The sequence below is a fragment of the Gordonia sp. SGD-V-85 genome (assembly GCF_001456905.1).
GTDB classification, from domain to species: domain Bacteria; phylum Actinomycetota; class Actinomycetes; order Mycobacteriales; family Mycobacteriaceae; genus Gordonia; species Gordonia hongkongensis.
In genome coordinates this window covers 125,157-152,016 of sequence record NZ_LNQO01000012.1, presented here as the reverse complement: position 1 = coordinate 152,016, position 26,860 = coordinate 125,157, and the positions used below count along the sequence as shown (strand labels likewise).

Here is a 26,860-nt window from a genome sequence, read left to right as displayed (position 1 = left end):
CCGGGCCCACACCATCAGCGGGGATGGTCACCACTACCTGAGTGCGGGGTGCACCTGCGGTGGTCATCGCCGCACCGATCGCGGCCTGATCGAGCAGTAGCTCCAACCCGTCCGCACGACGCTGCCCGACATCACGGCGGTCGTCGGCCCCGTCGGGTTCGGGACGCGGACAGGAGCGTTCGTCGATCATCGCCAGGAACTTCTCGCCGATCACCGCCGTCACATCGCCGGTGATCGCGACCCGGCCTTCGTCGGTCACTCTGGTGTGCAAGGTGTTCAGCGACGCATCATCGGCCGGCGCGACCGCGTGCGGATCGTCATCGGCGACCCGCGTGGCGATGCTCCGGGCGTGAGTGTTGATCTCGGCGGGGGTGGCACCGGAGAACGCCTGCGCCAGTAGTTCGCTCTCGAACACCGACCGGTCATCGTCGGACAACGCAGTCGCTGCCTGTTTGTCGATGGACGCGATACCGCGGACCACGGCATCAACACACTCGGCCGCGAGATACCCGTCGGCGGCGCAGTCAGCGACTTTCGGCAACGATCCCAGTCCGGCGGCGATCCGTGCACCGCGGTGCGCGGCCGTCGGGGGTAGGCCCATCTCGATCAGCCAGGATCGGGTCGTCGACCCAGCTCGCGCCGGTGCCCCCGAATCCTCCAACAGGGCGATGTGGACGGCGATCTGGTGATCGAGGACGTTGCGCAGCACGCGTAGTCCGTCGAGTCGCTCGACTACCAGGCGACCACTCCCGGCGTCGGGCGGGGGTTGCAGACCAATGAGGGTGTCGCGGAGCTCGGTGATCGAGGACATGAGACCAATGTACTCGCCAAAACGTTCGACGACGAGGTTTGTACACAACCTATCTGCCATCGAATCAAGCTGTGCGGCAATCTATGTCACACGAACATCAGTGGTGAACCGCAGTGAACCGTGGTGAACAGAAACCCCAGCAGTCACAGGCTGCTGATCGAACAGGGTTGTCATCGCCACTACGCAGCCGACAACAGGAGCGGGTGCGACGCCGAGGATGTGCAACGAAACAGCCGACTGCCCGCGCATTTTCCCTGAGCCCAGCCGAGTCGCACCGCATCGGCAGACGAAAGCGGGTCGCGACCCGGAAGACCGCCGGCTCCGTCATCTGTGCCATCGGATCGGCAACCTGATCAACGCCAACCTGCCATACACCTACGGTCAGTAATCGGAATCCGCGACGTTTCATCCGTCCTCGGTTCCGTGGGTCAGTCGTAGAACGGCTGGCGACCGTAGCGGTCTGCGGTCACGACATCGATGTCGTTTCGCAATGTGAGGTCGCGGATGGTGGCTGTGTTCGCCCCGATCCCGGCCCAGTGAGGATCGGTGTCGCTTGCCAGGCACCAGGCATGGTCAGCGGGCCATACAAAGGCCGGCGGGTCGTGAAACATTGCAGGCGTTTCGTGCGTCAAGGGCTCCTCCCACGCCTTGAGGTCGGACAGTGTGCCGACGTAGACGTGGTAGCCGCGGTTGGGGATGTACATCCGAGGGCCACCCGGTATAGGAGACACGACACCTGAATAGCCGGCCCAGATCGCGAAGTAGCACTCGTCCGAGCTGCGCGTCGCCGCAGCCAGGGCTCTACACGTCCTGGCGACGATGGCGTGCTCGTAGCCCTCATAGGCGGGCTCTGTGAAGTCCTCGCTCGGAACGCTCTGGTGAGGACGGTCTGGATCCGGTATGAAACGGACCCGTGCGTAGGCCTCGAACTCAGGAGGGCCGAACAGCGCTAGAGCTTTCCAAGCCTGGCCCGACGCGACGTCGTCGGTCGCGTCACGACTTCGTGTGATCCAGTCCGCGGCTGAGACGTCAGCACAGAAACGCAGCATGCCACGACTATGCGCCGGACGGGGTTGCCGCGGCCATCCTTTGTGAGAACGCCGGGGCGTCTCATCTGATGCAATATGCAGTCGATTACTTACCAGGTGAACCAGGTCAGACCAGACTTCGGAGCGAAGCAAGAAGTAGAAACCGCGGCCCTCCACATTCCACCAGAATGGAAGCCGCTGAACGGCATAGACATGTCAGACGGAGTAGACATGATCGGGTGGACCCGACATCGGTGCCGGCTCCGCCGCGGTCACCGACATCCTCGCCGACCCGCACATGTTCGCGTTGGACGTCCCGGCCGACTCCTCGGGCAGGAACATCTGCCGACATCGGACCGTGTGGCTGACGATATGGCTATTCGCTTCGCGGGCAGTTCGATGAGCTGAGAGCAGGGGTCAGGCCGCAGAGTCCCTGACCGGAACGGGGGCGATTTTCCGGGCCTGTCGCGACACGCGGCTACCCTGGTCACACGACCCCGGGCCGTTCACGGACCGATCCGGGTGCAACCGACCAGGGAGGGCATCATGGCCATCGATCGGGACAAGAGCAGAGCGGTGTCGGAGGTCGTGCGTCAGCACCCGGCGATGAGCCTGGTCGCGGTGTCACCGGGCATCGCGGTGTTCGTGACGTTGCTGCTGCTCGACCAGACCTTCCTGGCGATCCTGTTCCTCGTCCTGGCCGTCGGCGGGGGCGCATACCTGCTGACGCGCAAGCGCTGACGGTGTCGCCTGTTCAGCACCCGCGGCGAGCTGGGCGACCCCGCTACAGTGGTGCCCAACGAGCACCCGGCAGGGTTGAAAGCGCGGTGAAGGGAGTCGGCGTCGTGGGCACTGAACCGGGTCGGCGCGCCTGCGCCGGACGGACTCCCGGGTTGCGGACGAGTCGGCTGGGCGGCTGACCATGTCCACCCGCGTCGATGCCTACATCTGGGCCATCCGTCTGACCAAGACCCGATCGGCGGCGGGCGCCGCGTGTCGGGGCGGGCACGTCCGCGTGAACGGGGTGACCGCCAAACCGGCCCAGCCGGTGGTGCCGGGTGACGAGGTCCGCGTACGGCTCGCCGGACGGGAGCGCATCGTCGAGGTCACCAGGACGATCAGTAAGCGGGTGTCGGCGCCGATGGCCGCCGAGTGCTTCATCGACCGGTCTCCGCCGCCGCCGCCGAAGGAGATCCTCGCGAGTCAGCCGCGTCGCGACCGCGGTGCCGGTCGGCCGACGAAACGTGAACGGCGTCAACTGGATCGGCTGCGTGACGGCACATTCCTCATCGCGGTACTGGCGGCGATCACGCTCCTCGTCGGCGCCTGCTCGGACGACGAGCCGACGTCAGATCCAAACACTCCGAACACGCCCGAGGCGCCCGCCCAGGCCGGTTCCGGACCGTTCTTCGGCGAATGCGGCGGCGTGTCCCTCGACGAGGTGGTCCGCATCACCGGGTTCGGTGGACTCACCGAGACCGTGAACAACACTTCGGTGTGCGAATGGGACACGACCGGTTCGCGGACGGGTGCCGTCGCCTCGTTCAATTGGTATCGCGGATCGCCGATCGGTCGTGAGGAGGCGAACGTGAAGTTGTCGCGCGACGTCACCAACAGACTCGTGATCGACGGCCACGAGGGATTCATCGGTTACACGCAATCAGGTCAGATCTGTGAGGTCGGCATCGGTTTCGGCGCGGACTTCTTCGAATGGTCGATCCGCGGCGACGCGGCGACACCACGGCCGATCGAAGAGATCTGTGACGCCGCACGCGAGCTGGCGACGCTGTCGATAGAGCGTGCGTCGTGAAGCGCGCCCTCATCGTGATCGCCGCGGTGCTGCTGGGACTGACCGCCCTGGCCGGGTGTGCGCGCACCGTCGACGGTGAGGCGGTGCCGTTGGGGGCCGCGGACCAGTCCGGCAGCAGCGACATCGACACCGACCAGTTCGACCGGCTCTTGCTCGAATGCGATGTGCTACCCGACGCGATGATCGCCGATGTCGTCGCCGGCGGCGGGTTCGCCGAACGGTCGTTCAGCGGGGCCATCTGCCGATGGCTGGTCTCCGGCACCACCGACGTGGTGAGTGTGACGTTCAACTGGTTCGAGTGGGGCAACGTCAACGTGGAGAAGGAGACGGCCAAGAAGCTCGGTTTCCAGACCGAGAACATCAAGGTCGCCAGCCAGTCGGCGTTCACCCAGCGCAGTCCCGACCGGCCGGGCGTCTGCGGTGTGACCGCCCGTGCGCCGAGCCGGGGCATCTTCACCTGGTTCGTCGAACCTCGCAGCGCGCCCCAGGGCGATCCGTGCGCGGCGCCGATCAAGCTGATGGAGTTGCTGCTCCAGGGCGGTCAGTAGAAGTTGCTCACCCCGGGAGCGGCCCGACGACGACGCTGGCCGCGACCACGAGTTCGTCGCCGGTGCCCGGCATCAGCAACCACACGGTGAGCCGGTCGCCCTCGCGCACCCGGCGCAGGACCAGCCGCGTGCCCGGCACGATGGGCCGGAGATACTCGATGACCACCCGGTGCGGAGCGTCGACCAGGTCGGGATGCTCGACCAGTTCGTCCTCGATCGCCTCGAGGTAGGCGGCATTGTTGAGGTGCTTGAACGGGTCGAAGTCGGTGATCCGGAGAACGTGTTCACGGTCGGGGAAGTCGATGGCGGCGGCGTCGGGGGCCTTCTCGGGGTTCATCGACCGCCAGCGAAGGCGGTGCTCGTCGGTCATCGCCGACAGCATCGCGAAGGCGTCGTCGGACAGGCGTGACGGCACGCCCTGCTCGTTGACGTTGATCCAGAACGCCTCGGTCTCGATCAGGCCCGCGGGACGCGGTCGGGGGTTGAACCGGTTTGTCTCGTGCTCGGCGGTGAGGCGCACGCGCATGTTGGTCCAGCGCGTCGACAGGGCACCGCACCAGCGCTGCGCGGTCACCGTACCCGGCCAGGTGATGGGCTCGATGACATCGATGATGGTCCGCCGAACGATCCAGAACGGGTCGGTCGCGCTGAACTCGGTTGCCTCGAGGTTGTCGTTGGCGACGTCCTGCAGGTAGCGGGCCACCGCATCGAGGCGCACACGCATGTCCTGATCGACGTCGCCGGTGCGGACGCGATAGCCCACCTCGTAGAACTGGGCACCAGGCTTGCGATCCGGGAGTGATGCAACCGACACTGCTGGCGTAACCTGGCTCACTCGAGTCCCTCCGATAGGTCGCCGGTATCTTTGCGGCTAAGATACATTCAATCGGAAAAATAGAACACGTTCTACGTGTCGGATCACGAGGAAACAGCAGATGGCGCATGTGATTACCCGCCCATGTTGCAACGATGCCAGTTGCGTCAGCGTGTGTCCGGTGAACTGCATCCACCCCACGCCCGACGAGCCGGAGTTCCTCACGGCGGAGGCCCTCTACATCGATCCGGAGACCTGCATCGATTGCGGCGCCTGCATCGACGAGTGCCCGGTGGAGGCGATCATCCCCGACGATCAGCTGGACGAGCGTGACGAGCCGTACCTCCAGATCAACGCGGACTACTACAAGGACCACGACGTCGAGGGCGGCCTCGTGCCACCGCGCAAGGCACCCAAGCTGCCCGAGAAGGAACTGCACGTGGCCATCGTGGGTGCCGGGCCGGCGGCCTTCTACGCCGCCGAGGAGCTCGTCCGCAAACCGGCCATCAAGGTCGACATGTTCGATCGGCTGCCGACGCCCTACGGACTCGTGCGCGCCGGAGTCGCACCGGACCACAGCGCCACCAAGGGCGTGGAGAAGACCTTCGCCTCGGTCGCGGCGAAGAAGAACTTCAGCTACTACCTCAATGTCGAGGTCGGCAAGCACATCAGCCACGACGAGCTGGTCGCCCGCTACCACGCGGTGATCTACGCGGTCGGCGCCGCGACCGACAAGCGGCTGGGCATCGAAGGCGAGGATCTGCGCAATTCGGTCGCCGCGACCCAGTTCGTCGCCTGGTACAACGGTCACCCGGACTTCGCCGACCTCGACGTCGATTTGTCGGGCGAGCGGGCCGTCGTGGTCGGCAACGGCAACGTGGCACTCGACGTCGCGCGCATCCTCGTCACCGACCCCGACGAGCTCGCCAAGACCGACATCGCCGACCACGCCCTCGCGAAGCTGCGTGAATCCAACATCTCCGAGGTGGTGCTCCTGGGCCGCCGCGGCGTGGCGCAGGCGGCATACACCAACAGCGAGTTCCTGGCACTCGGTGACGTCGACGGTGTCGACGTCGTCATCGACCCCGACGAGCTGGTCCTCGACCCGGCCTCGGAGGCGGCGCAGTCCGACGACACGCTCGACTCGACGATCGCCACCAAGGTGCGTCTCGCCCGAGAATTCGCCGAGCGTCCGCAGACGCCGGGCAACAAGCGCATTGTGTTCCGGTTCCTCACGTCTCCCGTCGAAATTGCCGGTGACGGGGAAGTGGCTACGCTTACGTGCGTGCGCAACGCCTACGCCGACGCGACCGGGACAGTCGCGGTGACACCCACCGAGGATCGGTTCGACCTCGAGACCGGACTGGTCCTGCGGGCCATCGGTTACCGGGGCGTGCCGGTCACCGACCTACCGTTCGACGAGGGGCACGGCGTCGTCCCCAACACCGAGGGGCGGGTCCAGACCGCGGCCGACGGCGATGTGATGCCCGGCCTGTACGTCACGGGTTGGATCAAGCGAGGAGCGACAGGGGGTATCGGCATGAACCGCATCTGCGGTCAGGAGACCGCGCAGGCGGTCATCGCGGACTTCGTCGCCGCCGCGTTCGACGACCCCTCGACCTCGCGGGACGACGTCGCCGCACTCGTGGCCGACCGCGGCGCCAACCGCATCGACCTCACGGGCTGGAAGGCGATCGACGCCGCCGAGAAGTCCGCGGGCAGGGCCACCGGCCGGGTCCGCACGAAGTTCGTCAGAATCTCCGAGTTCGAGGCGGCTGCCACCGCCGGGGCGCAGTGACCGTGCGCATCGCACTGCTCTCGTACCGAAGCAAGCCGCACTGCGGTGGCCAGGGCGTCTACGTCCGCCACCTCTCCCGCGAACTGGCACTGCTGGGGCACAGCGTCGAGATCTTCTCGGGGCAGCCCTACCCCGAACTGGACCAGGTGGCCATCGACGCCGGGGTCACCGTCACCAAAGTGCCGAGCCTCGGTCTCTACGACGAGCCGGACCCGTTCCGGACGCCTCGTCCGGGCGAGTACCGCGATTGGATCGACGTGCTCGAGGTCGGCTCGATGTGGACGGCGAGCTTCGGCGAACCGCTCACGTTCAGCCTCCGGGTGGCGCGCCTTCTCAAAGAGCGCCGCGACGACTTCGACATCGTGCACGACAACCAGTGCCTCGGTTACGGACTGCTCGACATCCAGAAGGCCGGGTTCCCGCTGATCGCGACGATCCACCACCCCATCACCCGCGACCGCACACTGGCGGTGAAGGCGGCCAAGGGGTGGCGCAAGATCAGTGCCTGGCGGTGGCATTCGTTCCTGCGCATGCAGGGGCGCGTCTCACGCCGTATCCCCGAGCTGCTCACCGTTTCCCGCAGCAGCGAGGTCGACATCCGCAAGGCCTTCGACATCCCGTCGGGTCGCATCACCACCATCCCGCTGGGGGTGGACACCGAGATCTTCACGCCGGCCGCCACGCGCGTTCCCGGACGTATCGTGTGTGTCGCCAGTGCCGACGCGCCGCTGAAGGGTGTCTCGTACCTGCTCGAGGCGGTCGCGAAGCTGTCCTCCGAGCGGGATGTCGAATTGGTACTGGTGTCCAAGTTGGACCCGAACGGTCCGTCCGCCAAGATGATCGAGGATCTGGCGATCGGCGATCGCGTCTCGGTGGTGTCCGGCCTCGAGGACTCCGAGATCGCCGGCCTGCTCGCCTCCGCCGAGGTGGCGTGTGTGCCCTCGTTGTACGAGGGGTTCTCGCTGCCGGCGGTCGAGGCCATGAGTTGCGGAACGCCGCTGGTGGCAACCCGGGCCGGTGCGATCCCCGAGGTCGTCGGCACCGCTGAGGAGGCGGCGTTGCTGGTGCCGCCGCGGGATTCCGGACGCCTGGCGCAGGCGATCGGCCGGCTGCTGGACGATGCCGATCTGCGGACGCGTCTCGGCGACGGTGGTCGTCGACGCGCCGAGGAGCACTACAGCTGGGCAGCAGTGGCCGCGAAGACTGCGGCTCACTACGAAACCGTGCTCGCCGGACATCGGCGGGCAACAGAAGGGACATCGAGTGCTCACAGTTGATTTCGACCGGCTTGGCGTTGGACCGGGCACCAAGGCGATCGACATCGGGGCGGGGCAGGGTAGGCACTCGTTCGAGATGTTCCGTCGTGGCGCGGAGGTCATCGCCTTCGACATGTCCGAGAGCGACATGTCCGACGTCGGTGAGATGTTCGACGCCATGATGGCGGAGGGTCACGTGCCCGCGTCGGCCAAGGCGCGCGCCGAGGTCGGGGATGCGCTTCGACTCCCGTACGCGGACAACAGCTTCGACGTCGTCCTGATGAGCGAGATCCTCGAGCACATCCCGACCGACGAGGGCGCGATCAGTGAGATGGTGCGCGTGCTGAAGCCGGGTGGCGTCGCCGCGGTCACCGTGCCCCGGTACTGGCCGGAGAAGGTGTGCTGGGCCCTGTCGGACGAGTACCACGAGGTCGAGGGCGGACACGTCCGCATCTACAAGGCCTCCGAGCTCGCGGGCAAGTTGCAGCGAGCCGGACTCGAGGTCACCGGCACCGACCACGCCCATGCCCTGCACGCCCCCTACTGGTGGCTGAAATGCGCTGTGGGAGTCGAGAACAACGACAATGTCCTGGTGAAGGGCTACCACCAGCTGTTGGTCTGGGACATGATGAGCAAGCCGTGGCTGACCCGGGTCGGCGAGCAGGTGCTCAACCCGCTCATCGGCAAGTCGGTGGCCCTCTACCTGCGCAAGCCCGAGACCGCCACCGCGTCTTCATGACGGGGGCCTCCAGGACGGGAGCCCCATGACGGCCGTCCCGGCGATCCCCAGTGTGGTCACGGCCGAGCAGATGCGGGCCACCGGTGCCGCGATCGTCGGCATGCAGGAGGCCGACGGTGCGTTGCCGTGGTTCCCGGGCGGGCAGACCGACCCATGGGACCACATCGAATCGGCGATGGCGTTGTCCGTGACCGGGTTTCACTCCGAGGCAGAGGCGGCTTACGAGTGGTCGCGGCGTAAACAGCGCGACGACGGGTCGTGGCCGATCCGCACCGTCGTAGGAAAGGTGGAGGACGCCGGCACCGACAGCAACTTCTGCGCCTACATCGCGGTCGGGGTCTGGCATCACTATCTGATCACCGGTGACGACGCCTTCTTGCAGAAGATGTGGCCGGTGGTCTGGTCGGCGATCGACTGCGTGCTGCGCTTCCAGCGTGAGGACGGTGCGTTCCGCTGGGGCGGCGACCACCGGACCGGAGCGATGTTCGGTGAAGCGCTGATCACCGGGAACGCCAGCATCTTCCAAGCGCTGGACTGCGCGATCCGGATCGCCGGTGAGATGGATCAGCCCGACGCCGACTGGATCGCGGCGCACAGTGTGCTCGGCGACGCGATCCGTGCCGACGTCACGCGTGACGAGTGGCAGACCTTCACCCCGCCGTCCGAACACTCCATGGACTGGTACTACCCGATCCTCGGCGGCGCCGTCCGCGGACGCGACGGGCAGGAACTCATCGCGCGGCGGTGGGAACAGTTCGTGGTGCCCGGCAAGGGTGTTCGCTGCGTCGACCATCGTCCCTGGGTCACCGGCGCCGAGACCTGTGAGCTGGCACTGGCACTCGATGCCCTCGGTGACACCGCCGATGCCATCGAGCTCATCGCGTCGATTCAGCATCTGCGCGATCCGGACGGATCGTATTGGACCGGACTGGTTTTCGCCGATGGCAAACGCTGGCCCGTGGAGAAGAGCTGCTGGACCTCGGCGGCTGTGATCCTGGCGGCCGATGCGGTGAGCCGCACCAGCGTGGCCAACGGGATCTTCCGGGACGTCCGCCAGCGGCTCGTCGCACCGACTCCCTGAGCCGGCTGCGGAGGGCGCGGCCATCCGCGCTCCCTGAGGAGCGCGTCGAGGTCGACGAGAGCCACGAAGGGGTGGCGACGTCATCTCACCAGGACCCTTCGTGACGCGCCCTCCGCAAGCTCCGGCCTCCTCAGGGAGCAGGGGTTGACGCGCCCTCCGCAAGCTCCGGGCGCTCCTCAGGGAGCAGGGGTTGACGCGCCCTCCGCAAGCTCCGGCCTCCTCAGGGAGCAGGGGTTGACGCGCCCTCCGCAAGCTCCGGCCTCCTCAGGGAACAGGAGCCAGGTGGTTCTTTCGACTCAGGGAGCGGGGGTGGGTCGCTTCGCTCGCACCTCCCACAACGGCCTACACGACCGCCGGGGTGATGCCGAGCTTGCCGGCCAGCTTGGCGAGGTAGCCGCTCGCGCGCTCGACCGAGTCGTCGGGGAGGCCGTACAGCACTGTCGTGACCCCGATCTCGCGCCACTTCTCGAGCTTCTCGGGTACCGGCCGGAAGTCGAGGACGACGATCTCGGGGTCGCCCGCACGACCGGCGTCGGACCAGATCTGCTTGAGCAACGACACCGACCCCTCGATGTCCTCCTCGCCGGGTGTGGTGATCCAGCCGTCGGCGCTGCGCGCGATCCACTTGAAGTTCTTCTCGTTGCCTGCCGCGCCCACCTGGACCGGGATGTGCGACTGCGTCGATTTGGGCCACGCCCAGCTGGGGCCGAAATTCACGAACTCGCCCGCGAACTCGGCCTCTTCCTTAGTCCAGAGCGCGGTCATCGCCTCGAGGTACTCGCGCAGCATCGTCCGCCTGCGCTTCGGCGGGACGTTGTGGTCGGCGAGTTCGTCCAGATTCCAACCGAATCCGACGCCGAGGGTGACCCTTCCGTTCGAGATGTGGTCGAGCGTCGCAATGGTCTTGGCGAGCGTGATGGGGTCGGACTGCACCGGCAGTGCGACCGCGGTGGCGAGCCGGATGCGTTCGGTGACGGCCGCGGCGGCGGCGAGTGACGTCCAGGGATCGAGGGTGCGCATGTAGCGCTCGTCGGGCAGGGTCTCGTCACCGGTGCGGGGATGCGCGGCGTCGCGTCGAGTCGGGATGTGGCCGTGCTCGGGAACGTAGTACGACGCGAAACCTGCGTCCTCGATGAGCGGGGCCAGGACGTGGGGCTTGAGCCCGCGGTCGCTGGTGAACTGCACGATCCCGAAATCCATGGGGCCCTCCGACGGCGTCGTTCGGTCGTCCGCGGTTTCCGGACGGTTGACTGGACACTAGTCTAGGTGATCGGCGTCACCCAGGCCAGGGGGGCATCGGGGGCCCTCACCGACTCATCCCTGCGGGTCGGTGGCCAGACCCGGCATGACGAACCGCTCGAGATGGCGTCGGACCTGCCGCGCGTCGTCGATGTCGAGGGCCTCACCCGGGGAGGTGCCGAGGCTGATCAGGACGCGCGCAACCCATTCGGACACCTCGTACGGATCGTGCGCGGGGTGTATCTCCCCGCGGGCGGCGGCCTGTTCGACGAACGGAAACCAGAACGCTGCCAGGTCGGGAACCAGCTTGACGACACCGACACCGGCGCATTCGGCGAACTCCGTGGGTTCCTCCGTGCGGAGTCGGAGCAGCAGCGTGCCCGGGTCGTCGTAGGCACCCCGGCCGATCCGGACGCCGGCGGTGAGTTGCCCGACCAGGTCGGGGATGGCGTCGAGTTCGGCCCGGGCGTCGCGCCAGAACGACTCGGTGAGACGGACGATGGTCGCGCCGATCATGGACGGTTTGTCCGGATAGTGCCGATACAGCCACGCGCGGGACAGGCCTGCCGACTCCGCGACCTGCTGCATGGTGGTCGCCCGGATTCCCTTGTCGGCGAGCAGCTTCTGCGTGGCGTCGAGCAGTCGTTCGTGGACCGTCGTGGTCGAGGCCTCGGTCACTGACTCCTCCTGTGGTCGTGGTCGGTACGCGCCGCGTCCCCACATCCACATGTCTGCTCAGGAGGGCGCTGCGTAGACAGTTCGCGGATTCTGTGTACACGATACGTCTCATCGTGTAGACACAAATCAGATTGTGTCTACATCCAACGGGTCCACCGAGGGGGCAGTGTGCCTTTACCAACCACCGCGATCATCGGCGCCGGTATCAGCGGGCTGACCGCCGGCAAGATGCTCACCGACTACGGCGTGCCGTACACCTGCTTCGAGAGTTCGGACCGGGTCGGAGGCAACTGGGCCTTCGGCAACCCGAACGGTCACAGCAGTGCCTACCGGTCGCTGCACATCGACACCTCGAAACACCAGTTGTCGTTCCGCGACTTCCCGATGCCCGACGAGTATCCCGACTTCCCGCACCACACCCAGGTCAAGGCCTACCTGGACTCCTACGCCGAGGCCTTCGACCTCTACTCCTCGATCGAGTTCACCAACGGAATCGAGCATGCGACCCGACTGGACGGGGGCGGCTGGGAACTGGAGACCCAGGGCGGTGAGCGCAGGCGGTTCGACCTGCTGGTGGTGGCGAACGGCCATCACTGGGATCCGCGCTGGCCCGATTTCCCGGGCGAGTTCGACGGAATCGAGATGCACGCCCACCACTACATCGATCCGCGTACCCCGCACGATTTCACGGGTAAGCGCATCCTCGTCGTCGGCCTGGGTAACAGTGCCGCCGACATCGCCGTCGAACTGTCGTCGAAGGCGCTGGACAACAAGCTGACCCTCTCCACGCGGTCGGGAGCGTGGATCGTGCCGAAATACTTCGGGGGCAAGCCCGCCGACAAGTACTACCGGTCGACGCCGTATCTGCCGACGTCGTGGCAGCGCAAGTTCGTCCAGGTCATGCAACCCGTGACCGCCGGCCGGCCGGAGGATTACGGTCTGCCGACACCGAATCACAAGTTCTTTGAGGCACATCCGACGCAGTCGGTGGAACTGCCACTGCGACTGGGCTCGGGCGACGTGACCCCCAAGCCCAACATCAGCCGGTTCGACGGGTCCACGGTCCACTTCGACGACGGGACCGCCGACGACTTCGACATCATCATCTACGCAACGGGTTACAACATCACGTTCCCGTTCTTCGACCCGAACTTCATCAGTGCGCCCGACAATCGGATCGACCTCTACAAGCGCATGTTCTACCCGGGAATCGACGACCTCGTCTTCGCCGGTTTCGCGCAGGCGGTTCCGACGCTGTTTCCCTTCGTGGAATGCCAGGCGCGGCTGATCGGGGCCTACGCCACGGGTCACTACCGGCTCCCGTCGGTACCGGAGATGCGGCAGACGATCGAGGCGGACATGCAGTACTACACCGGACACATGCTCGACCGCCCGCGGCACACGCAGCAACTCGATCACTATCTCTACGAACACAACATGCGGACCAAGGAGATTCCGGCGGGGATCCGGCGGGCCCACCAGCAGGGGCCGCCGACGTGGGCCGGGGTGGCCGACGATCTGGTCTCGAAGGGAGCATCCGCATGACCATTTCAAATGGTGCGACCACCGTACGCTTCCGATCGTCCGACGCCGACTGCGACGCCTGGTTCTTTCCGGGCGCGGAGTCTTCGCCGTTCGAGATCGACGGCAAGCGCCCCGTCGTCGTGATGGCGCACGGTTTCGCCGGGACCAAGGACTCGGGTCTGGCGCCCTATGCGCAACGGTTCGCCGACGCGGGGTTGGCCGTGTTCGCGTTCGACTACCGCGGCTTCGGGCTGTCCGGTGGCGAACCGCGACAGTCGATTTCGCTGGAACGGCAGGCCGACGACTACCGCGCCGCGATCGGCGCCGCCAAGAAACAGCCGGGAGTGGACCCGGAACGGATCATCCTCTGGGGAGTGTCGCAATCCGGCGGGCATGCGCTGACCGTGGCGGCCGACCGGACCGACGTGGCCGCGGTGATCGCGGTGGTGCCACTGGTCAATGGGCTCGCCGCCGGTCGCGTCGCCTACGCCCAGGTCGGCGGGGCGGCGATCGCCCGCTCGACCGCCACGGCAGTGGCCAGTTCGGTGGGTCGACGGCTGGGCCGGGGTCCGAAGATGTTGCGGGTCGTCGGCGAACCCGGCGACGTGGGCGCCGCGCTGACCGCACCAGGGTTTCTGGAGAGCTACCGCGCGATCGCGGGGCCGTCGTGGCGCAACGAGGTCGACGCCTCGGTCGGTCTCGAGATCGGCTCGTTCCGAGTCGACAAGCACGCCGCGCGCGTCGATGCCCCGGTGCTGTTCCAGATCGCCGACTTCGATTCCGCCGCACCGCCGTACGCGGCGTCGAAGACCGCGTTCAAAGCTCACGCCGAAGTGCGCCACTACCCGTGCGACCATTTCGACATCTTCGCGGGCAACGACTTCTTCGAGCCCTGCGTCACGCACGAGATCGGCTTCCTGCGCCGTCATCTGGCATCGAACGCCGACGTTGTGGAAGCGGCTACGCGATGAACCGGGCGGTCGTGATCGGGGGTGCCTCGGGGATCGGACTGGCCACCGTCGACGCGTTCGTCGGCGAGGGGATGCAGGTGGTGGTGGCCGACCGCGACGTCGAACGTGCCGAGCAGGTGGCGGCGACGCGCGACGGGGCGCGGGCGGTGCACATGGACGTGACCGACGAGGACTCGGTCGCAGCGACTTTCGCCGGCATCGGCGACTTCGACACGGTGGTGAACTGTGCCGGACTGTCGAATCCGGGTGCGCTGACCGAACTCGAACTCGATGCCTGGCGCAACACCGTCGACATCTGTCTGACCGGAACGTTCCTCGTGATCAAACACGCCGGCGCCCGGATCGCCGAGGGCGGATCGATCACCTGCATCGCCTCACTCAACGGCCGCCAACCGGGCGCCGGGATGGGGGCGTACTGCGCGTCGAAAGCCGGTGTGCTGATGCTCGTCGAGGTGGCCGCACTCGAACTCGCCGACCGTCGGGTGCGGGTCAACGCGGTGTCGCCGGGGCTTGTGATGACCCCGCTGACCGAGGGCATCGGCTTCGTACCGGGCCTCACCGAGGACTACCTCGACAACACCCCACTGGGCCGGAGTGGAGAACCCGCCGAGATCGCCGACACCGTAGCCTTTCTCGCCTCCGACAAGGCGCGCTGGATCACCGGTGCCGCCTTCGACGTCAACGGCGGTGCGCACCTGAAGCGCTATCCCGACGTGCTCGGCAAGGTGCGGGCGCTGGCCGGTGAGGCTTAGTGCCCGCGACCCCGCCAGCTCTGCTCCCTGAGGAGTGCCCGGAGCTTGCGGAGGGCGCGGCCCACCACCGCTCCCTGAGGAGTGCCCGGAGCTTGCGGAGGGCGCGTCACGAAGGGTCCGGCGACCGAGGCCGCGAACCCTGAGAGGTCAGGACTTCCGCGGTAGCGGCGCGCCCACCTCGCCCGAGTCGCGGCGGAGGACACGCAGCGATCCCTCCGCCCGCACCTCGGTGAACTGTCCGGTTTCCAGTGCCTGGCAATAGATCTCGTACGGCGGGCGGCCGCCGTCCGCGGGGTCGGGGAAGACGTCGTGGATGAGCAGGGCCCCGCCGATGCGCACCCACGGCGCCCAGCCGTCGAGATCGGTCTGTGCCGCTTCCATGCTGTGCCCGCCGTCGATGAACACGAAATCGGCCGGACGGCCCCAGATCTTCGCGGCGACGGCCGACGGTGCGAGCAGTCCGACGACGGTGTTCTCGAGTCCGGCGTCGAACATGGTGCGGCGGAAGCGTGCCGAGGTGTCGAGCGTCCCGGTGTGTGCGTCGACGAGGGATTCGTCGTGGTACTCCCAACCGGGCTGGTGTTCCTCGGAACCGCGGTGATGGTCGACGGTCACGATGACGGCGTCGTTCGCTTCGCCGGCCGATCCCAGGAAGACGGTGGATTTCCCGCAGTAGGTACCGATCTCCACGCCGACCTTCGTCGAATCAGGCTGGGACAGATACTCTCCGGCGATCTCGAAGAGCGTCTGGGCCTCGTCGAGCGGCATGAATCCGGGTGCCTCGTCCGCGACGCGGAGGCGGTCGGGGGAGGGTGCGTTCGGCGACTGTGCCGCAGGTTGTGACATGGCATCAGATCCTATCGGGTGTGTGACGGTCGCCGCGTAGGGTGAGCCGTATGAAAGCTCAGGTACTCACCGCAGAGACAGGCCCGTCCGGACTCGAGTTGCAGGACGTTCCCGATCCCACCCCGGCCGACGGCCAGGTCGTCGTCGACGTGAAGTCGTGCGGCGTGTGCTTCCCCGACGTGCTGATGAGTCAGGGCAAGTACCAGCTGCGCGTGCCGACGCCGTTCACGCCGGGCACCGAGGTCGCCGGCGTGGTGCGCTCGGCTCCCGAGGGTGCCTCGGTGAAGGTCGGGGACAAGGTGCTCGTGGCGTCGATCGTCGGCGGATTCGCCGAACAGGTCGCGGCCGCGCCCGAACAGCTCCTGCCGCTTCCCGAAGGCCTGACCTTCGAGCAGGGCTCGGCCATGGGCATCAACTACCAGACCGCCTTGTTCGCGCTGAAGACCCGCGCGCACACCCAGCCCGGTGAGGTGGTCGGCGTGCTCGGCGCCGCCGGCGGCGTCGGGACCGCGTCGATCATGGTCGCCAAGGCGATGGGCGCGAAGGTCATCGCCATCGTCCACCGGAAGGGTGCCGAGGACCTGCTGCGCAGCGCCGGGGCCGACGAGATCGTCCAGCTCGAGGAGGGCTGGGGTACCAAGCTCAAGGAGATCGTCCCCAAGGGCGTCGACGTGATGATCGACCCGTCGGGCGGCGAGGTGTTCGACGAGGCGCTCCGCCAGGTCGCCCCCGACGGCCGCTACGTCGTGGTGGGCTTCGCGGCCGGCGACATCCCGACCGTCAAACTCAATCGAGTCCTGTTCCGCAACATCGCCGTCGTCGGGGCCGCGTGGGGCGAGTACGTGCGCACCCATCCGGAACTGAATCTGCCCGCGAAGCTGCATGAAGAGCTGACGCAGATGATCGCCGACGGGATGGAACCTCAGGTCAACGTCACCTACACGCTCGATCAGCTGCCGGAAGCGTTGACCGATCTCGCCGAAGGGCGGATTCTGGGGAAAGCGGTCGTCAAGATCGGCGAGTAGGCCCTCGGCGGGTCGGCCGGTTGCGACGTCGCATCGCCTTCCGCCCAGCGCATCCGTCATCGAAGGGATCTGCCATGTGCCGCAACATCACCGAACTCCGCGGGCTCGAACCGCCGGCCACCGAGGACGAGATCGAGGCGGCCGCACGGCAGTACGTGCGCAAGGTGAGCGGCGTGCGGCATCCGTCGCCGGCGAATGCGGAGGCCTTCGAGGCCGCGGTCGTCGCCGTCACCGCGGCTACCCGCACGCTGCTCGACGTCTTGCCCGAGCGTCGTCAGCCGCCGAAGACGGTGCCCCCGCTCCGGCGCCCCGAGGTGCAGGCGCGGATCGCCGCTCGGGGCTGAGGAGTCCCACGCACAGGTTCAGCAGTAGGTATCGCCAGGCGATACCTACTGCTGAACTTGTCTTGAGTTTGTGCGCTGTGGACTGACACCCGACCACGGGCTCGCGTGCGGTTAGTATCACTCCACGTGAATGCCTGTGCCTCTGCGGGAGGGGCACGGTGAGTGGTTGGGGGATTCGATGACACCAAAACCCGTTGAGGTCACTCCGAGCAGCTTGACGGATGCGGCTCGTCACATGGCGAGCAACGGAATATCGATTCGTGCGATCGAATCGCCGACGTTCGGCGCGATCACGATGGCGGTGCCTGGTTTCGAGGTTGCTGCAGTGGCAGACAGCGTCGGCGCATCCGTCAAACAGGCGCTGACGACGATCGCGGGCCGTCACGAGCAGTTCGGAGACGCCTTGGACTCGGCGGCGTCGGTCTTGGTGAACGTGGACGACGTTGCTGGGAGATTGCTTCAATCCCTGGGCAATCTCAACCAGCGACCTGAGTGATGAGTGCAAAGACTCGTAGCATTGTGGCCAACGCACATCCGGAAGTGCTCGGCCACGCGGCCTCCTCATTGAGCCCGGTCTCGACCGCAATCGAGCGGAGGGCCGGAGAGCTCTATGCGAAGGTAGCCGGCCTCGATTGGAAGGGCGCTTCGTTCGACGCTGCCGTGACCCGAGCCGACCACGAGAAGACTCAGATGACTCGTGTCGCCGCCGCCGTCGACGAACTTGCCGAGGCCTTCAAGTCGGGTGCGAGCAGGATGACGCCTATGGTCGAGACGCTCAACACCACGGCCACCAATTTGGAAGGGGACCGGTTCTCGGTCGACAACGACTGGACGGTCCGCGATCTCCGTGACTATGGGGCCGAGGAGCGGCGCAACGAGGGTGACAGCGTCGCTCTGACACGAATTGCGAATGATCGTGCGCTACGGGGAAACGAGGCGACGAACGAGACGGTCCGGCTCCAACGACTCGCACGCGAACTGCACGATGCCGACGTCGACACGAAACGCGCGATTGTGCGGGCGGAAGAACTCATTCGTGCGATGGCGCCGGTCACCGCTGGTTTGAGTTCACGCCAAGCTGAGCTCGACGTCAGGGCCTTACGAGAAGGGAACATCTCACCTGCTGGTCTCGCGCGTCTGAACCATGCGACGCACTTCTCCCCGGAACAACTTGAATCGCTTCGTCAAGGTCAGCCGACGGAGATTTCGCAGGGGCAGTACGACTACCTACGAACGTTCATGAGCGAGGTCGACTCGGCCAACATGAACGAGTTGCTGCGGGTCCACGAACAAGCGCCAGGTGTACTCGGCAACGCGCTCAGGGTGATGTCGTCGCCAAACGTGCGAACAAAGGCGGGGTCGGCGGGTGGACTCGACCGCCTGCCCGACAGTGTTGTGTCACTGCTTCGAGAGAACCAGATCAAGCACGAGGTAATCAGTCAGCCTGGCGGCCGGCTGCTCTCCCTGACGGGCGTGAATCGTCTCGACGATTTCAAGGCGCTCAACACGATTCTCAGTGACCGAACCGACCGCACCCTGCAACTTGGAACCGATGTCGATCGGGGAATGCTGAAACAGGCATCGGAAATCGTCGGAGCGCTCCCGCATGACGAGGACACACCGTTCGGTTTCTATGACGAGAATCAGAGTTTCGACGAGGTCCGCCAGGTCGCCAGTTCGATGCTCAGCACCGCGAGTCACGACCACCAAGCGGTGACAGACTTCCTCACAGGCGAGCGGATGGGGGTGACCGTCGCGGAAGGACACCGATACGATGCGGACACCCATGTGCTGAACGTCCTGACCGAGAACTGGTCTGAGGGCGACCCGAAGATGTGCAGCCCCGATGACCAGCGCGGACCGACAGACCTCTTCGACTGGATCGGCGAAGCGGCAGCGGCGCCTGGCTACGAGGGTGAGCTCGGAGGTAAGTCGGCGGATGCGCTGGCGCGTGTCCTGATCGAGAACGAAAAGGCACTCGATGCTCTTTACGTCAACAAGGACCACAGCGGAAATACGGAATACGAGACCTTTGGCGAGCGAAACCCCTACGTCTCACAGGTGTTGGCTGCGAACCTCGCTCCGTACTTCGGAAACTTTGCGGACGCACCCGGCGAGGTTCTGACCAATCACACGGCCGGGCCGCTTGCAGACACAGTTGAGTTCTCCAAATTGATCGGAGTCCTGTCCACTGACCCCGGGGCCGGCCGAATCGCCCTGACCGCGGCCGTCCAGTGGGAGAACTACCTTGCGCACGAGTTCGGAAGCGACCCGGACAACACCGAACTTGCCACTGCCGCAGGCAAGATCCATTCTTCGATGAGCGGCGGGTTGAGCAACGCCTTGGAGACGTTAGCGGACAACGACGAGTGGGAACGGCTCCGCAAATGGAATGAGGACACCTTCCTGATCGACTCCGCGGGCGCGCTGGTGGGTGCGGGCGGACTGAGGATTCCGGGTCTCTCCGAGGTTGCGGGGCTCACGGTGCCACTCGTGAAAGCCGAAGAGATCAGTCTCCCGACCGCAGACCCACAGCAGGACGAAAACACCTGGCGGACCGAGATTCGTGACATGGAAACACGGTTGGACAAGTTGACTGCGGGACACGATCGGGTTGTCCAGGTGACGTCCGGATTCGTAGAAAACCGCCCAGACCTGTGGGGAAAGGTCTGGATTGCAAAGGACGGTTCGGAGTTGACGTTCGTGAAGGCGGACGGCTCGTTGGACACCAAAGTCGCTGGTAGATACCAGGAGGACTTCGACAGATATGCAGAGAGCGTCGGTGCAAGACAGATTCGAGCCGAGTACACCGAAGACTATCGGGACGCTCGCGAGGACCCAACGATCGGCGACGACGAAGGTGTGGGAGATATTGCGACTCGTCCGCCCGGTTAGCGTTCTCCTTTCCGTCATATGCCTATCGACCGGATGTGCTGTTAGTGGTTCATCCGCTCCGAGTTCGACTGCAGGCTCCACCGATGCGGTCCAGTCGGCATCACCATCGGAGGCCCGTGCTCTACAGGGGTTACAGTGGCGATCCCGGTGGCGTGACGACAGTCGCGTGGAACTGTCAGCACCTGCCGGCACATTCATCCGCGCCGTGATAGAGGCGCACGCGTTGGCGATTTTTGACTGGGACGTGGAGGACGAGTTCCCAGGCGTCAAGCGAGCTGTCCCGACTAGGGACTCATGGGAGCCGGCGTGGGGAGCCGAGTTCTACAACACGTCGGACCACATGAACAAGATTGCGGACGTACGTCGGGTTGCCGACGACACCGTCATCGCGCTCGTTTGTTCGACCGGTCAGGCCAAGAATGACGAGAGTGAATTCCCGCCGTTTTTTGATGCCAGCAATCGTCCCGACCGGATCGATCGCGGCATCTCGGTTGTCAGGTTAACTGTCCACACCAGAGGTGAATCGCCTCCAGAGGAACGCCGAGGCGATCGGTTGTTTCCGGGATACGACGTGTTTGGGGACTGGTGGGTATCCGAATACAAGGACACCTGGGCACCGAACGTGCCGGGCGAACCGAAGCCCGACGTCGGTATCTGTGGCGACATGGGTGACCTGACGGCGCCCGGCCCGTCGTACCCCGGTTGGTCTGGCGCCGCCGTGTGAGTAGTCCCATACAGGTTCAGCAGTAGGTATCGCGAGGCGATACCTACTGCTGAACTCGTCCTGAGGTGGTGGAGCCTACGAACCGGCGGCTTCGTCACTGCCGGTGACGATCGTTTCCGCGAAGTCCCACAACAGATTGTCGAAAGCCTCGATTGCGTAGAAGATTGCAGACAGCATGATATTTCCCGCTTTCACTTCGAATTCGACAGTGGACGCAGGCCGCAACAAAGGCGCACGTCGGCGGCCTGTGGGATAGCGGGATGGGTGCCAGATGATCAAGAGGGGGTTGATTTCTGGCGCGGTGAAGAAATGATGTTACAAATCCCGAATCCCTGTATCATTGGTAGCACGCGAATCGTTTTCCGACAAGCAATTGGCAAATTCCGATAGAGAAGTATCGGCGTCGACCCCACGCAAGTGTCCCCGATGATCGGCGTGAGATGGCCAGGCCGACGGTGGCCTCCGCAGCGCGCCTCGCAGGCGCCCCGTGACGACGACGATCCCAGCTCAACCGGGTTAAACCCACCGGCGAGCAAAAATTTGGGACACCTCCTGCGCGTGGGGATAGTGTCGACATGGTGTCCAACCACCGATCCCATCGCGCCCGACGGGCCGCGCCGCGCGCCGTGCGCGTCGTCGCGCTGGCACTGACGGTCGCCATCGTCGGCCTGCTGACCATCCTCGGCGGACCTGCGCCACGAGCCCAGGCGGCTCCCGCCGACAGCTGTGCGCCCGCTGGACTCGCGTCGGCCTCGGCCGCGCCGGTCAACCTCGCCGCAGCCGATCAGGGCGGTGAGGACCGCTACACCACCGAGTCCACCACGCCGCTCGACCAGATCGATGTGAGTCGTCTCGAGTTGCTGTCGCCCGGCAAGATCTCCGTCGGCACGCTGTCGGACGCCGGACCGAGCATCTGCGTCAACGGCGCGGGCGACTTCACCGGCTTCGACAACGAACTCCTCAAGGCCGTCGCCGCGAAGCTGGGTCTGCAGATCGAGTTCAACGGCACCGAGTTCGCCGGCCTGCTGTCCCAGGTGGCCAACAACCGCTTCGACGTCGGGTCGTCGTCGATCACCACCACCGACGACCGGCGCAAGACCGTCGACTTCACCAACGGCTACGACTTCGGCTACTTCTCACTCGTGGCGCCGACCGACGGGGCGATCAAGGGCTTCGGCGACCTCTCCGACTCGACGCGCATCGCCGTGGTCCAGGGCACCGTCCAGGACGACTACGTCGTCAACACCCTGGGCCTCGACCCGGTGAAGTTTCCGGACTACGCCACCGCCTACGCCAACCTCCGGAGCGGTCAGGTCGACGCCTGGGTCGCACCGTCGCAGCAGGCGGAGGGTGCGGTCCGAGAGGGCGACGGCACCGCGATCGTCGAGAACACCTTCAGCGTCAACAACTTCGTCGCGTGGGCCGTCGGCAAGAACAAGCCGCGGCTCACCGAGGCCCTGAACTCCGGACTCGACGCCATCATCGCCGACGGCACGTATGCCGACCTCTACGTCGACTGGGTGCCGCGCGAGTTACCCGAGGGGTGGAAGCCGGGCAGCAAGGCCGCGCCCGCGCCCGAACTCCCCGACATCGCCGCCATCGCCGCCGAGAACGCGGAGAAGGCGGGCCCGGCCGAGGGGACCGCGCCCAAGAGCACCCTGGAACAGCTCGGCGACACCTTCTTCAACTGGGATCTCTACAAGGAGTCGTTCCCGGAGCTGATCAAGACCGGGCTCGTGAACACCTTGATCCTGTCCGTGGTGTCCGGGGTGCTCGGCACCATCCTGGGCATGATCCTGGCGCTCTGCGGCATCTCTCGGTCGCGGTGGTTGCGCTGGCCGGCGCGTGTGTACACCGATATCTTCCGCGGACTGCCCGCCGTCGTCGTCATCCTGATTGTCGGACTCGGTGTGGGCCCGGTGGTCAAGGGCATCACCGGCAACAACCCGTACTGGCTCGGGGCGGTCGCCCTGGCCCTGCTCGCCGCGGCCTACATCGGCGAGATCTTCCGGTCCGGAATCCAGAGCGTCGACGACGGGCAACTCGAGGCCTCGCGGGCCATCGGGTTCAGCTATCGGCAGTCGATGCGTCTGGTGGTGGTGCCGCAGGGCGTGCGGCGGGTGCTCCCGGCGCTGATGAACCAGTTCATCAGCCTGATCAAGGACAGCTCGCTGGTGTACTTCCTCGGGTTGCTGGCCAGCCAGCGGGAATTGTTCGCGGTCGGCCGCGACCTGAACGCGCAGACGGGCAACCTCTCGCCCCTCGTCGCCGCGGGAATCATGTACCTGATCCTCACGATCCCGCTGACGCACCTGGTCAACTACATCGACCGGCGCCTGCGCACCGGACGTCCCACCGACGTCCAGGACGACCCGCTGCCCCCGACCGTCGTCGAGAAGGGATAGGTCCATGCCTGATCTCAACAAGTCCGAGACCGACACCGAGGGCTCCCAGACGCCGGGCTCCCGGACGCCGAGTGCGACCGCCACCCGGACGGCCGTCTCGCTCACCGGCACCGACCTGCACCTGTCCTTCGGCAAGCACCACGTGTTGCGGGGCGTCGACATCCAGGTCGACGCCGGCACCACGACGACGGTCATCGGACCGTCGGGCTCGGGCAAGTCCACTCTCCTGCGAGTGCTGAACCGGCTGCACGAACCCGACCAGGGCGACATCCTGCTCGACGGCCGGTCGGTCCTGAAGGACAACCCGGACGAACTCCGACGCCGGATCGGCATGGTGTTCCAGCACTTCAACCTGTTCCCGCACAAGAGCGTCGTCGACAACGTCGCTCTCGGACCGCGCAAGTTGAAGGGGCTGAGCAGGGACGAGGCCCGCGAGGTCGCGCTCCGTCAGCTCGAGATCGTCGGGCTGACCAACAAGGCCGATGTGCGCCCGGCACGCCTGTCCGGCGGCCAGCAGCAGCGGGTGGCCATCGCCCGTGCGCTCGCCATGACCCCCGAGGTCATGTTCTTCGACGAGGCGACCTCCGCCCTCGACCCGGAACTGGTCAAGGGGATCCTCGCGCTCATGGCCGACCTCGCCAGCGAGGGGATGACCATGGTGGTCGTCACCCACGAGATGGGCTTCGCGCGCAACGTCTCCGACAACGTGCTGTTCATGGATCACGGTGCCGTCGTGGAGACCGGGCGTCCGGAACAGGTCTTCGACGACGCGACGTCGGATCGGCTGCGGGCGTTCCTGTCCCAGGTGCTGTAGGCGCTCGCCCCGGTCAGCCGATCCCGAAGAGCCTGGAGCCGTTGCGGTAGAACACGTCTCGGAGCCACTCGGCCCCGAGGTCGAGGCGGATGATCGCCTCGAGGGCGTGGGTGTAGCCGTAGGGGATGTTCGGGAAGTCGCTGCCGAACAGGATCTTGTCGCCGGCGTCGGCCAGTCGCGGCAGGTAGTCCGACGGGAACGGGGCGTCCTCTTCGGCGAAGTCGGTGAACGCCATCGTGGTGTCCAGGCGCACGTTGGGGTACTCCAACGCGAGGTCGAGGAACGCGGTGTACTCGGGCATCCCCATGTGCGCGACGATCAGTGGCAACGACGGAAACCGGTGCAGCAGTTCGCGGATGGGGTCGGGTCCGGTGTACGTCCCCGGGGCGGGCCCGGAACCGCAGTGGATGATGACCGGAACCTGGGAGTCGGCGATCTGCGACCACACCCCGTCGAGCAGCGAATCCGTCGGGGCGAAGTCGCCGACCTGGATGTGGCATTTGAAGACCTGCGTGCCGGCTTGGATGGCGCGGGAGACGTAGGTGTGGGCGGACTCCTCGGGATAGAACGTCGCCGTGTGCAGGCAGTCGTCGTGGTTGGCGGCGAAGTCGTGCGCCCAGCCGTTCAGCCACTCGGCCATGTTCGGTTTGTGTGGATAGACCAGGGACGAGTAGGCCCGCACCCCGAAGTCGCGCAGGGTGGCGACGCGGACGTCCTCGTCGGCGCGGTAGGTGATCGGCCACTCCCGTCCGACCAACGGCCCGACGGAATCGAAATAGGCCCACACCTTGTCCATCACCGGTCGCGGCATGAAGTGGGTGTGGACGTCGACGATGCCCGGCAGGCCCAGCTCGGCAGAGATCGCGCGCACCTGCCGCGCCTCGTCGGTGCTGAACGGCTCGGGGGCTTCGGGGACGGCACTGTTCATCCGAGTGACCGTACGCCGGTTGCGCGGGCGGCCGCGAGTGCCGATCAGCCGACCGTGGACACCCCGGGCGCGATCAGCACCTTGCGGTGATCGTTGGGCGCCGAGAGCTCGCGGACGACGCGATCGGTCTCGTCGAGCCCCACGATCCCGCTGACCAGCGTCGACGACCCGATCGCGCCCTTGTTCAACTCCGCTGCGGCGGTGTCGAACTCGCGCTTGGTGTAGTAGGAGACGAAGTGCATGGTGATCTCCTTGACGACTCCGGCCACCGGCATGAACGTGTCCGGGCTCAAGCAGACGCCCGCGATGACCACTGTGCCGTGGGTCGCGACCGCGTCGAGGGCGGACGCGATCATCCCCGGCTTGCCCACGCACTCGACGACCACGTCGAAGCCCGATTCGACCTGGGCGGGGAGTTCGTCCGGAGCGCACGCCGCGGACGCGCCGAGATCGAGTGCGGCCGCGCGCCTGCCCGGCGACGGGTCCGAACACACGAGTTCGGTGGCCACGCCGCGGGAGAGCCAGTGCAACGCCGCGAGGCCGACGGGACCGGCGCCGAGGACCAGCACCCGGTCGCCGGGCCGGACGGACGCGCGGGTGACGGCGTGCAGACCCACCGCCAGCGGCTCGACCAGCGCGCCGTCGACCGGGTCGATGTCGTCGAGCAGGACACTCTCGGCGGCGCCGACCACTGCGAACTCGGCGAGTCCGCCGGGCAGGACGCCGAGTCCCAGGGTGCGCGCCGACGGGCAGCGGGCGACGTCACCGGTGAGACAGGCGCGGCACCGGTGGCATCCGATGACCGGCATGGCGGCCACGGCATCGCCGACCCGGAAGGCGTGGGGGACGTCCGGGTCCGCGGGCCCGATGCCGACGACCTCGCCGGCGAACTCGTGGCCCATGATCGTGCCGGCCGGGAGCAGCGGCGCGGTCGACAGGTCGGAACCGCAGATCCCGTTCGCCGCGACCCGCAGAACGAGTTCGCCGGGCCCCGGTGTCGGATCCGGACGGTGCTCGACGACGAATCCGCCTGGGCCGAACTCTCCTGGGCCGGACTCTCCGGGGCCAAGCTCTCCGGGGGCGGTCACCGCGGCTCGCATCAGCCCGCCGACCAGCGCACCGACGGGACATCGACCGCGGAGCGGGGCACGATGAACACCCCTTCGGCGTCGCAGGTGACCCCGTCGGCGTCGGAGATCGTGCCCCGGACGATGCGTTTGCGTCCGCTGTGCTCGGTCACCGACGCCTGCGCGACCAGTGCGCCCAGGGGCGTCGGTCGCCCGTACCGGACGGTGAGGGTGCCGGTGTAGCACGGCCCCTCGACACTGGCCGCGTTGCCGAGGACGTGATCGAGGACCATCGCACACCCCGCCGTGCACCTGACCGGGCGGCCCCTCGTAGGCCGCTCCCAGCGTGAACTCACTGCGGACCCCGTCGGCGTCATGCACGACGTCGAGCGGTGGCGCGAGCGCGTTGCGCACGCCGATGACCGCATTTCCCCAGGCCATTCCGGTGTTCTCGCGCGTGTGTCGCACCCCGAAGGCCCCGTCCATCTGGCTTCTCCGCAAGTCGGCCACCACCTCGGCAATCCGTCGGCGTGCTTCTTCGAGGTCGTCCTCGGCGACCTCGGTGCGGATCACCGCGTCGACGAGGTCCCGGACGGTGTCGGTGAGAGGGGTGTAGACCGCGCGGCGACGCGCGACCTCCGCTTCGGAGATGTCCTCCAGGATGAAGTCCATAAGGCTACCGATCAGTCAGTTGTGGCATGGGTAACGAAGTGTGGCGACGCAAAGTAGAACGTGTTCTAATTTAACCACTAGAACGTGTTCT

The 26,860-nt window shown here is 66.4% G+C and carries 25 protein-coding genes and 1 pseudogene; 17 read left to right on the top strand and 9 right to left on the bottom strand.

All coding sequences use genetic code 11. From position 1 onward, the window contains the following. Positions 1-811: DUF222 domain-containing protein (locus AS181_RS15400; protein ID WP_058252432.1), on the bottom strand; the 811-nt coding region annotated here is incomplete at its 3' end. Between the two features lie 428 nt (positions 812-1,239). Then, a complete protein-coding gene (locus AS181_RS25430; RefSeq protein WP_231742476.1) occupies positions 1,240-1,860 on the bottom strand; it encodes a hypothetical protein in 621 nt (206 codons plus the stop codon). 525 nt (positions 1,861-2,385) lie between these two features. On the opposite strand from AS181_RS25430, the gene AS181_RS15390 reads away from it, so the two are divergent. The 3 genes from AS181_RS15390 to AS181_RS15380 all read left to right on the top strand — a co-directional run bounded on the left by AS181_RS15390 (position 2,386) and on the right by AS181_RS15380 (position 4,197). Then, positions 2,386-2,580, top strand: coding sequence for a hypothetical protein (locus AS181_RS15390; protein WP_058252431.1), 195 nt, complete (start codon positions 2,386-2,388; stop codon positions 2,578-2,580). Between the two features lie 181 nt (positions 2,581-2,761). Beyond that, on the top strand, positions 2,762-3,649 hold the full coding sequence (locus AS181_RS15385) for a DUF3558 family protein (RefSeq protein ID WP_058252430.1): 888 nt from the start codon (positions 2,762-2,764) through the stop codon (positions 3,647-3,649). Further along, entirely contained in the window at positions 3,646-4,197 is a 552-nt protein-coding gene (locus AS181_RS15380) for a DUF3558 domain-containing protein (RefSeq protein WP_058252429.1), read from the top strand. The genes AS181_RS15385 and AS181_RS15380 overlap by 4 nt, the downstream gene beginning before the upstream one ends. A 7-nt stretch (positions 4,198-4,204) precedes the next feature. Here the strand turns inward: AS181_RS15380 and AS181_RS15375 are convergent, their stop codons facing one another. Next, positions 4,205-5,032, bottom strand: a complete 828-nt coding sequence (locus AS181_RS15375; RefSeq protein ID WP_058252428.1) for an acyl-[acyl-carrier-protein] thioesterase — start codon at positions 5,030-5,032, stop codon at positions 4,205-4,207. A 100-nt stretch (positions 5,033-5,132) separates the two neighbouring features. Between AS181_RS15375 and AS181_RS15370 the strand changes: the two genes are divergently transcribed. The 4 genes from AS181_RS15370 to AS181_RS15355 are packed head-to-tail and all read left to right on the top strand — an operon-like array spanning position 5,133 to position 9,885. Then, complete coding sequence (locus tag AS181_RS15370) at positions 5,133-6,809, top strand: FAD-dependent oxidoreductase (protein WP_078114127.1); 1,677 nt, start codon at positions 5,133-5,135, stop codon at positions 6,807-6,809. A gap of 2 nt (positions 6,810-6,811) precedes the next feature. After that, positions 6,812-8,086: a glycosyltransferase family 4 protein gene (locus tag AS181_RS15365; protein ID WP_058252447.1), complete on the top strand. Its 1,275-nt coding sequence runs from the start codon at positions 6,812-6,814 to the stop codon at positions 8,084-8,086. Further along, complete coding sequence (locus tag AS181_RS15360) at positions 8,073-8,804, top strand: class I SAM-dependent methyltransferase (protein WP_058252426.1); 732 nt, start codon at positions 8,073-8,075, stop codon at positions 8,802-8,804. The genes AS181_RS15365 and AS181_RS15360 overlap by 14 nt, the downstream gene beginning before the upstream one ends. A gap of 25 nt (positions 8,805-8,829) precedes the next feature. Next, the gene (locus tag AS181_RS15355; protein ID WP_058252425.1) at positions 8,830-9,885 is read left to right on the top strand and encodes a prenyltransferase; all 1,056 of its coding nucleotides are present in this window, start codon (positions 8,830-8,832) and stop codon (positions 9,883-9,885) included. A 342-nt stretch (positions 9,886-10,227) separates the two neighbouring features. Here the strand turns inward: AS181_RS15355 and AS181_RS15350 are convergent, their stop codons facing one another. Beyond that, positions 10,228-11,085 (bottom strand): LLM class F420-dependent oxidoreductase, encoded by an 858-nt coding sequence (locus AS181_RS15350; protein ID WP_058252424.1) that lies wholly within the window; start codon positions 11,083-11,085, stop codon positions 10,228-10,230. A gap of 114 nt (positions 11,086-11,199) precedes the next feature. Beyond that, complete coding sequence (locus tag AS181_RS15345) at positions 11,200-11,802, bottom strand: TetR/AcrR family transcriptional regulator (protein ID WP_175404341.1); 603 nt, start codon at positions 11,800-11,802, stop codon at positions 11,200-11,202. A gap of 168 nt (positions 11,803-11,970) precedes the next feature. On the opposite strand from AS181_RS15345, the gene AS181_RS15340 reads away from it, so the two are divergent. The 3 genes from AS181_RS15340 to AS181_RS15330 are packed head-to-tail and all read left to right on the top strand — an operon-like array spanning position 11,971 to position 15,049. Then, positions 11,971-13,347 (top strand): flavin-containing monooxygenase, encoded by a 1,377-nt coding sequence (locus tag AS181_RS15340; RefSeq protein ID WP_058252423.1) that lies wholly within the window; start codon positions 11,971-11,973, stop codon positions 13,345-13,347. Continuing rightward, a complete protein-coding gene (locus AS181_RS15335; RefSeq protein WP_058252422.1) occupies positions 13,344-14,297 on the top strand; it encodes an alpha/beta hydrolase in 954 nt (317 codons plus the stop codon). Before AS181_RS15340 ends, AS181_RS15335 begins: the two co-directional genes overlap by 4 nt. Continuing rightward, positions 14,294-15,049: an SDR family NAD(P)-dependent oxidoreductase gene (locus AS181_RS15330; protein ID WP_058252421.1), complete on the top strand. Its 756-nt coding sequence runs from the start codon at positions 14,294-14,296 to the stop codon at positions 15,047-15,049. Before AS181_RS15335 ends, AS181_RS15330 begins: the two co-directional genes overlap by 4 nt. Positions 15,050-15,196: 147 nt before the next feature. Here AS181_RS15330 and AS181_RS15325 read toward each other — a convergent pair whose 3' ends face one another. Beyond that, on the bottom strand, positions 15,197-15,895 hold the full coding sequence (locus AS181_RS15325) for a class I SAM-dependent methyltransferase (protein WP_058252420.1): 699 nt from the start codon (positions 15,893-15,895) through the stop codon (positions 15,197-15,199). A gap of 50 nt (positions 15,896-15,945) precedes the next feature. Here AS181_RS15325 and AS181_RS15320 point away from each other — a divergent pair, with 50 nt between their 5' ends. The 7 genes from AS181_RS15320 (at position 15,946) to AS181_RS15290 (ending at position 24,102) form a co-directional block, all read left to right on the top strand. Then, positions 15,946-16,920, top strand: a complete 975-nt coding sequence (locus AS181_RS15320; RefSeq protein WP_058252419.1) for an NADPH:quinone oxidoreductase family protein — start codon at positions 15,946-15,948, stop codon at positions 16,918-16,920. 74 nt (positions 16,921-16,994) lie between these two features. Next, entirely contained in the window at positions 16,995-17,264 is a 270-nt protein-coding gene (locus AS181_RS15315; protein WP_058252418.1) for a DUF2277 domain-containing protein, read from the top strand. A gap of 235 nt (positions 17,265-17,499) precedes the next feature. After that, a complete protein-coding gene (locus AS181_RS15310) occupies positions 17,500-17,760 on the top strand; it encodes a hypothetical protein (RefSeq protein WP_231742473.1) in 261 nt (86 codons plus the stop codon). A 23-nt stretch (positions 17,761-17,783) separates the two neighbouring features. Next, positions 17,784-20,159, top strand: a complete 2,376-nt coding sequence (locus AS181_RS15305; RefSeq protein WP_231742471.1) for a TPR repeat region-containing protein — start codon at positions 17,784-17,786, stop codon at positions 20,157-20,159. Positions 20,160-20,325: 166 nt separating this feature from the next. Continuing rightward, positions 20,326-20,883 (top strand): hypothetical protein, encoded by a 558-nt coding sequence (locus AS181_RS15300; RefSeq protein ID WP_231742469.1) that lies wholly within the window; start codon positions 20,326-20,328, stop codon positions 20,881-20,883. Positions 20,884-21,458: 575 nt separating this feature from the next. Next, positions 21,459-23,288 (top strand): ABC transporter substrate-binding protein/permease, encoded by a 1,830-nt coding sequence (locus AS181_RS15295; protein WP_175404340.1) that lies wholly within the window; start codon positions 21,459-21,461, stop codon positions 23,286-23,288. Between the two features lie 4 nt (positions 23,289-23,292). Next, positions 23,293-24,102 carry an amino acid ABC transporter ATP-binding protein gene (locus AS181_RS15290; protein WP_058252416.1) on the top strand — a complete coding sequence of 270 codons (810 nt, stop codon included), beginning with the start codon at positions 23,293-23,295 and terminating at the stop codon, positions 24,100-24,102. 13 nt (positions 24,103-24,115) lie between these two features. Here AS181_RS15290 and AS181_RS15285 read toward each other — a convergent pair whose 3' ends face one another. From AS181_RS15285 to AS181_RS15275, 3 genes and pseudogenes are all read right to left on the bottom strand, one after another. After that, positions 24,116-25,030 carry an amidohydrolase family protein gene (locus AS181_RS15285; protein ID WP_058252415.1) on the bottom strand — a complete coding sequence of 305 codons (915 nt, stop codon included), beginning with the start codon at positions 25,028-25,030 and terminating at the stop codon, positions 24,116-24,118. A gap of 44 nt (positions 25,031-25,074) precedes the next feature. Beyond that, complete coding sequence (locus tag AS181_RS15280) at positions 25,075-26,130, bottom strand: alcohol dehydrogenase catalytic domain-containing protein (RefSeq protein ID WP_058252414.1); 1,056 nt, start codon at positions 26,128-26,130, stop codon at positions 25,075-25,077. Continuing rightward, a pseudogene (locus tag AS181_RS15275) lies at positions 26,130-26,769 on the bottom strand (PaaI family thioesterase). Before AS181_RS15275 ends, AS181_RS15280 begins: the two are co-directional and overlap by 1 nt. Positions 26,770-26,860 lie beyond the last annotated feature (91 nt).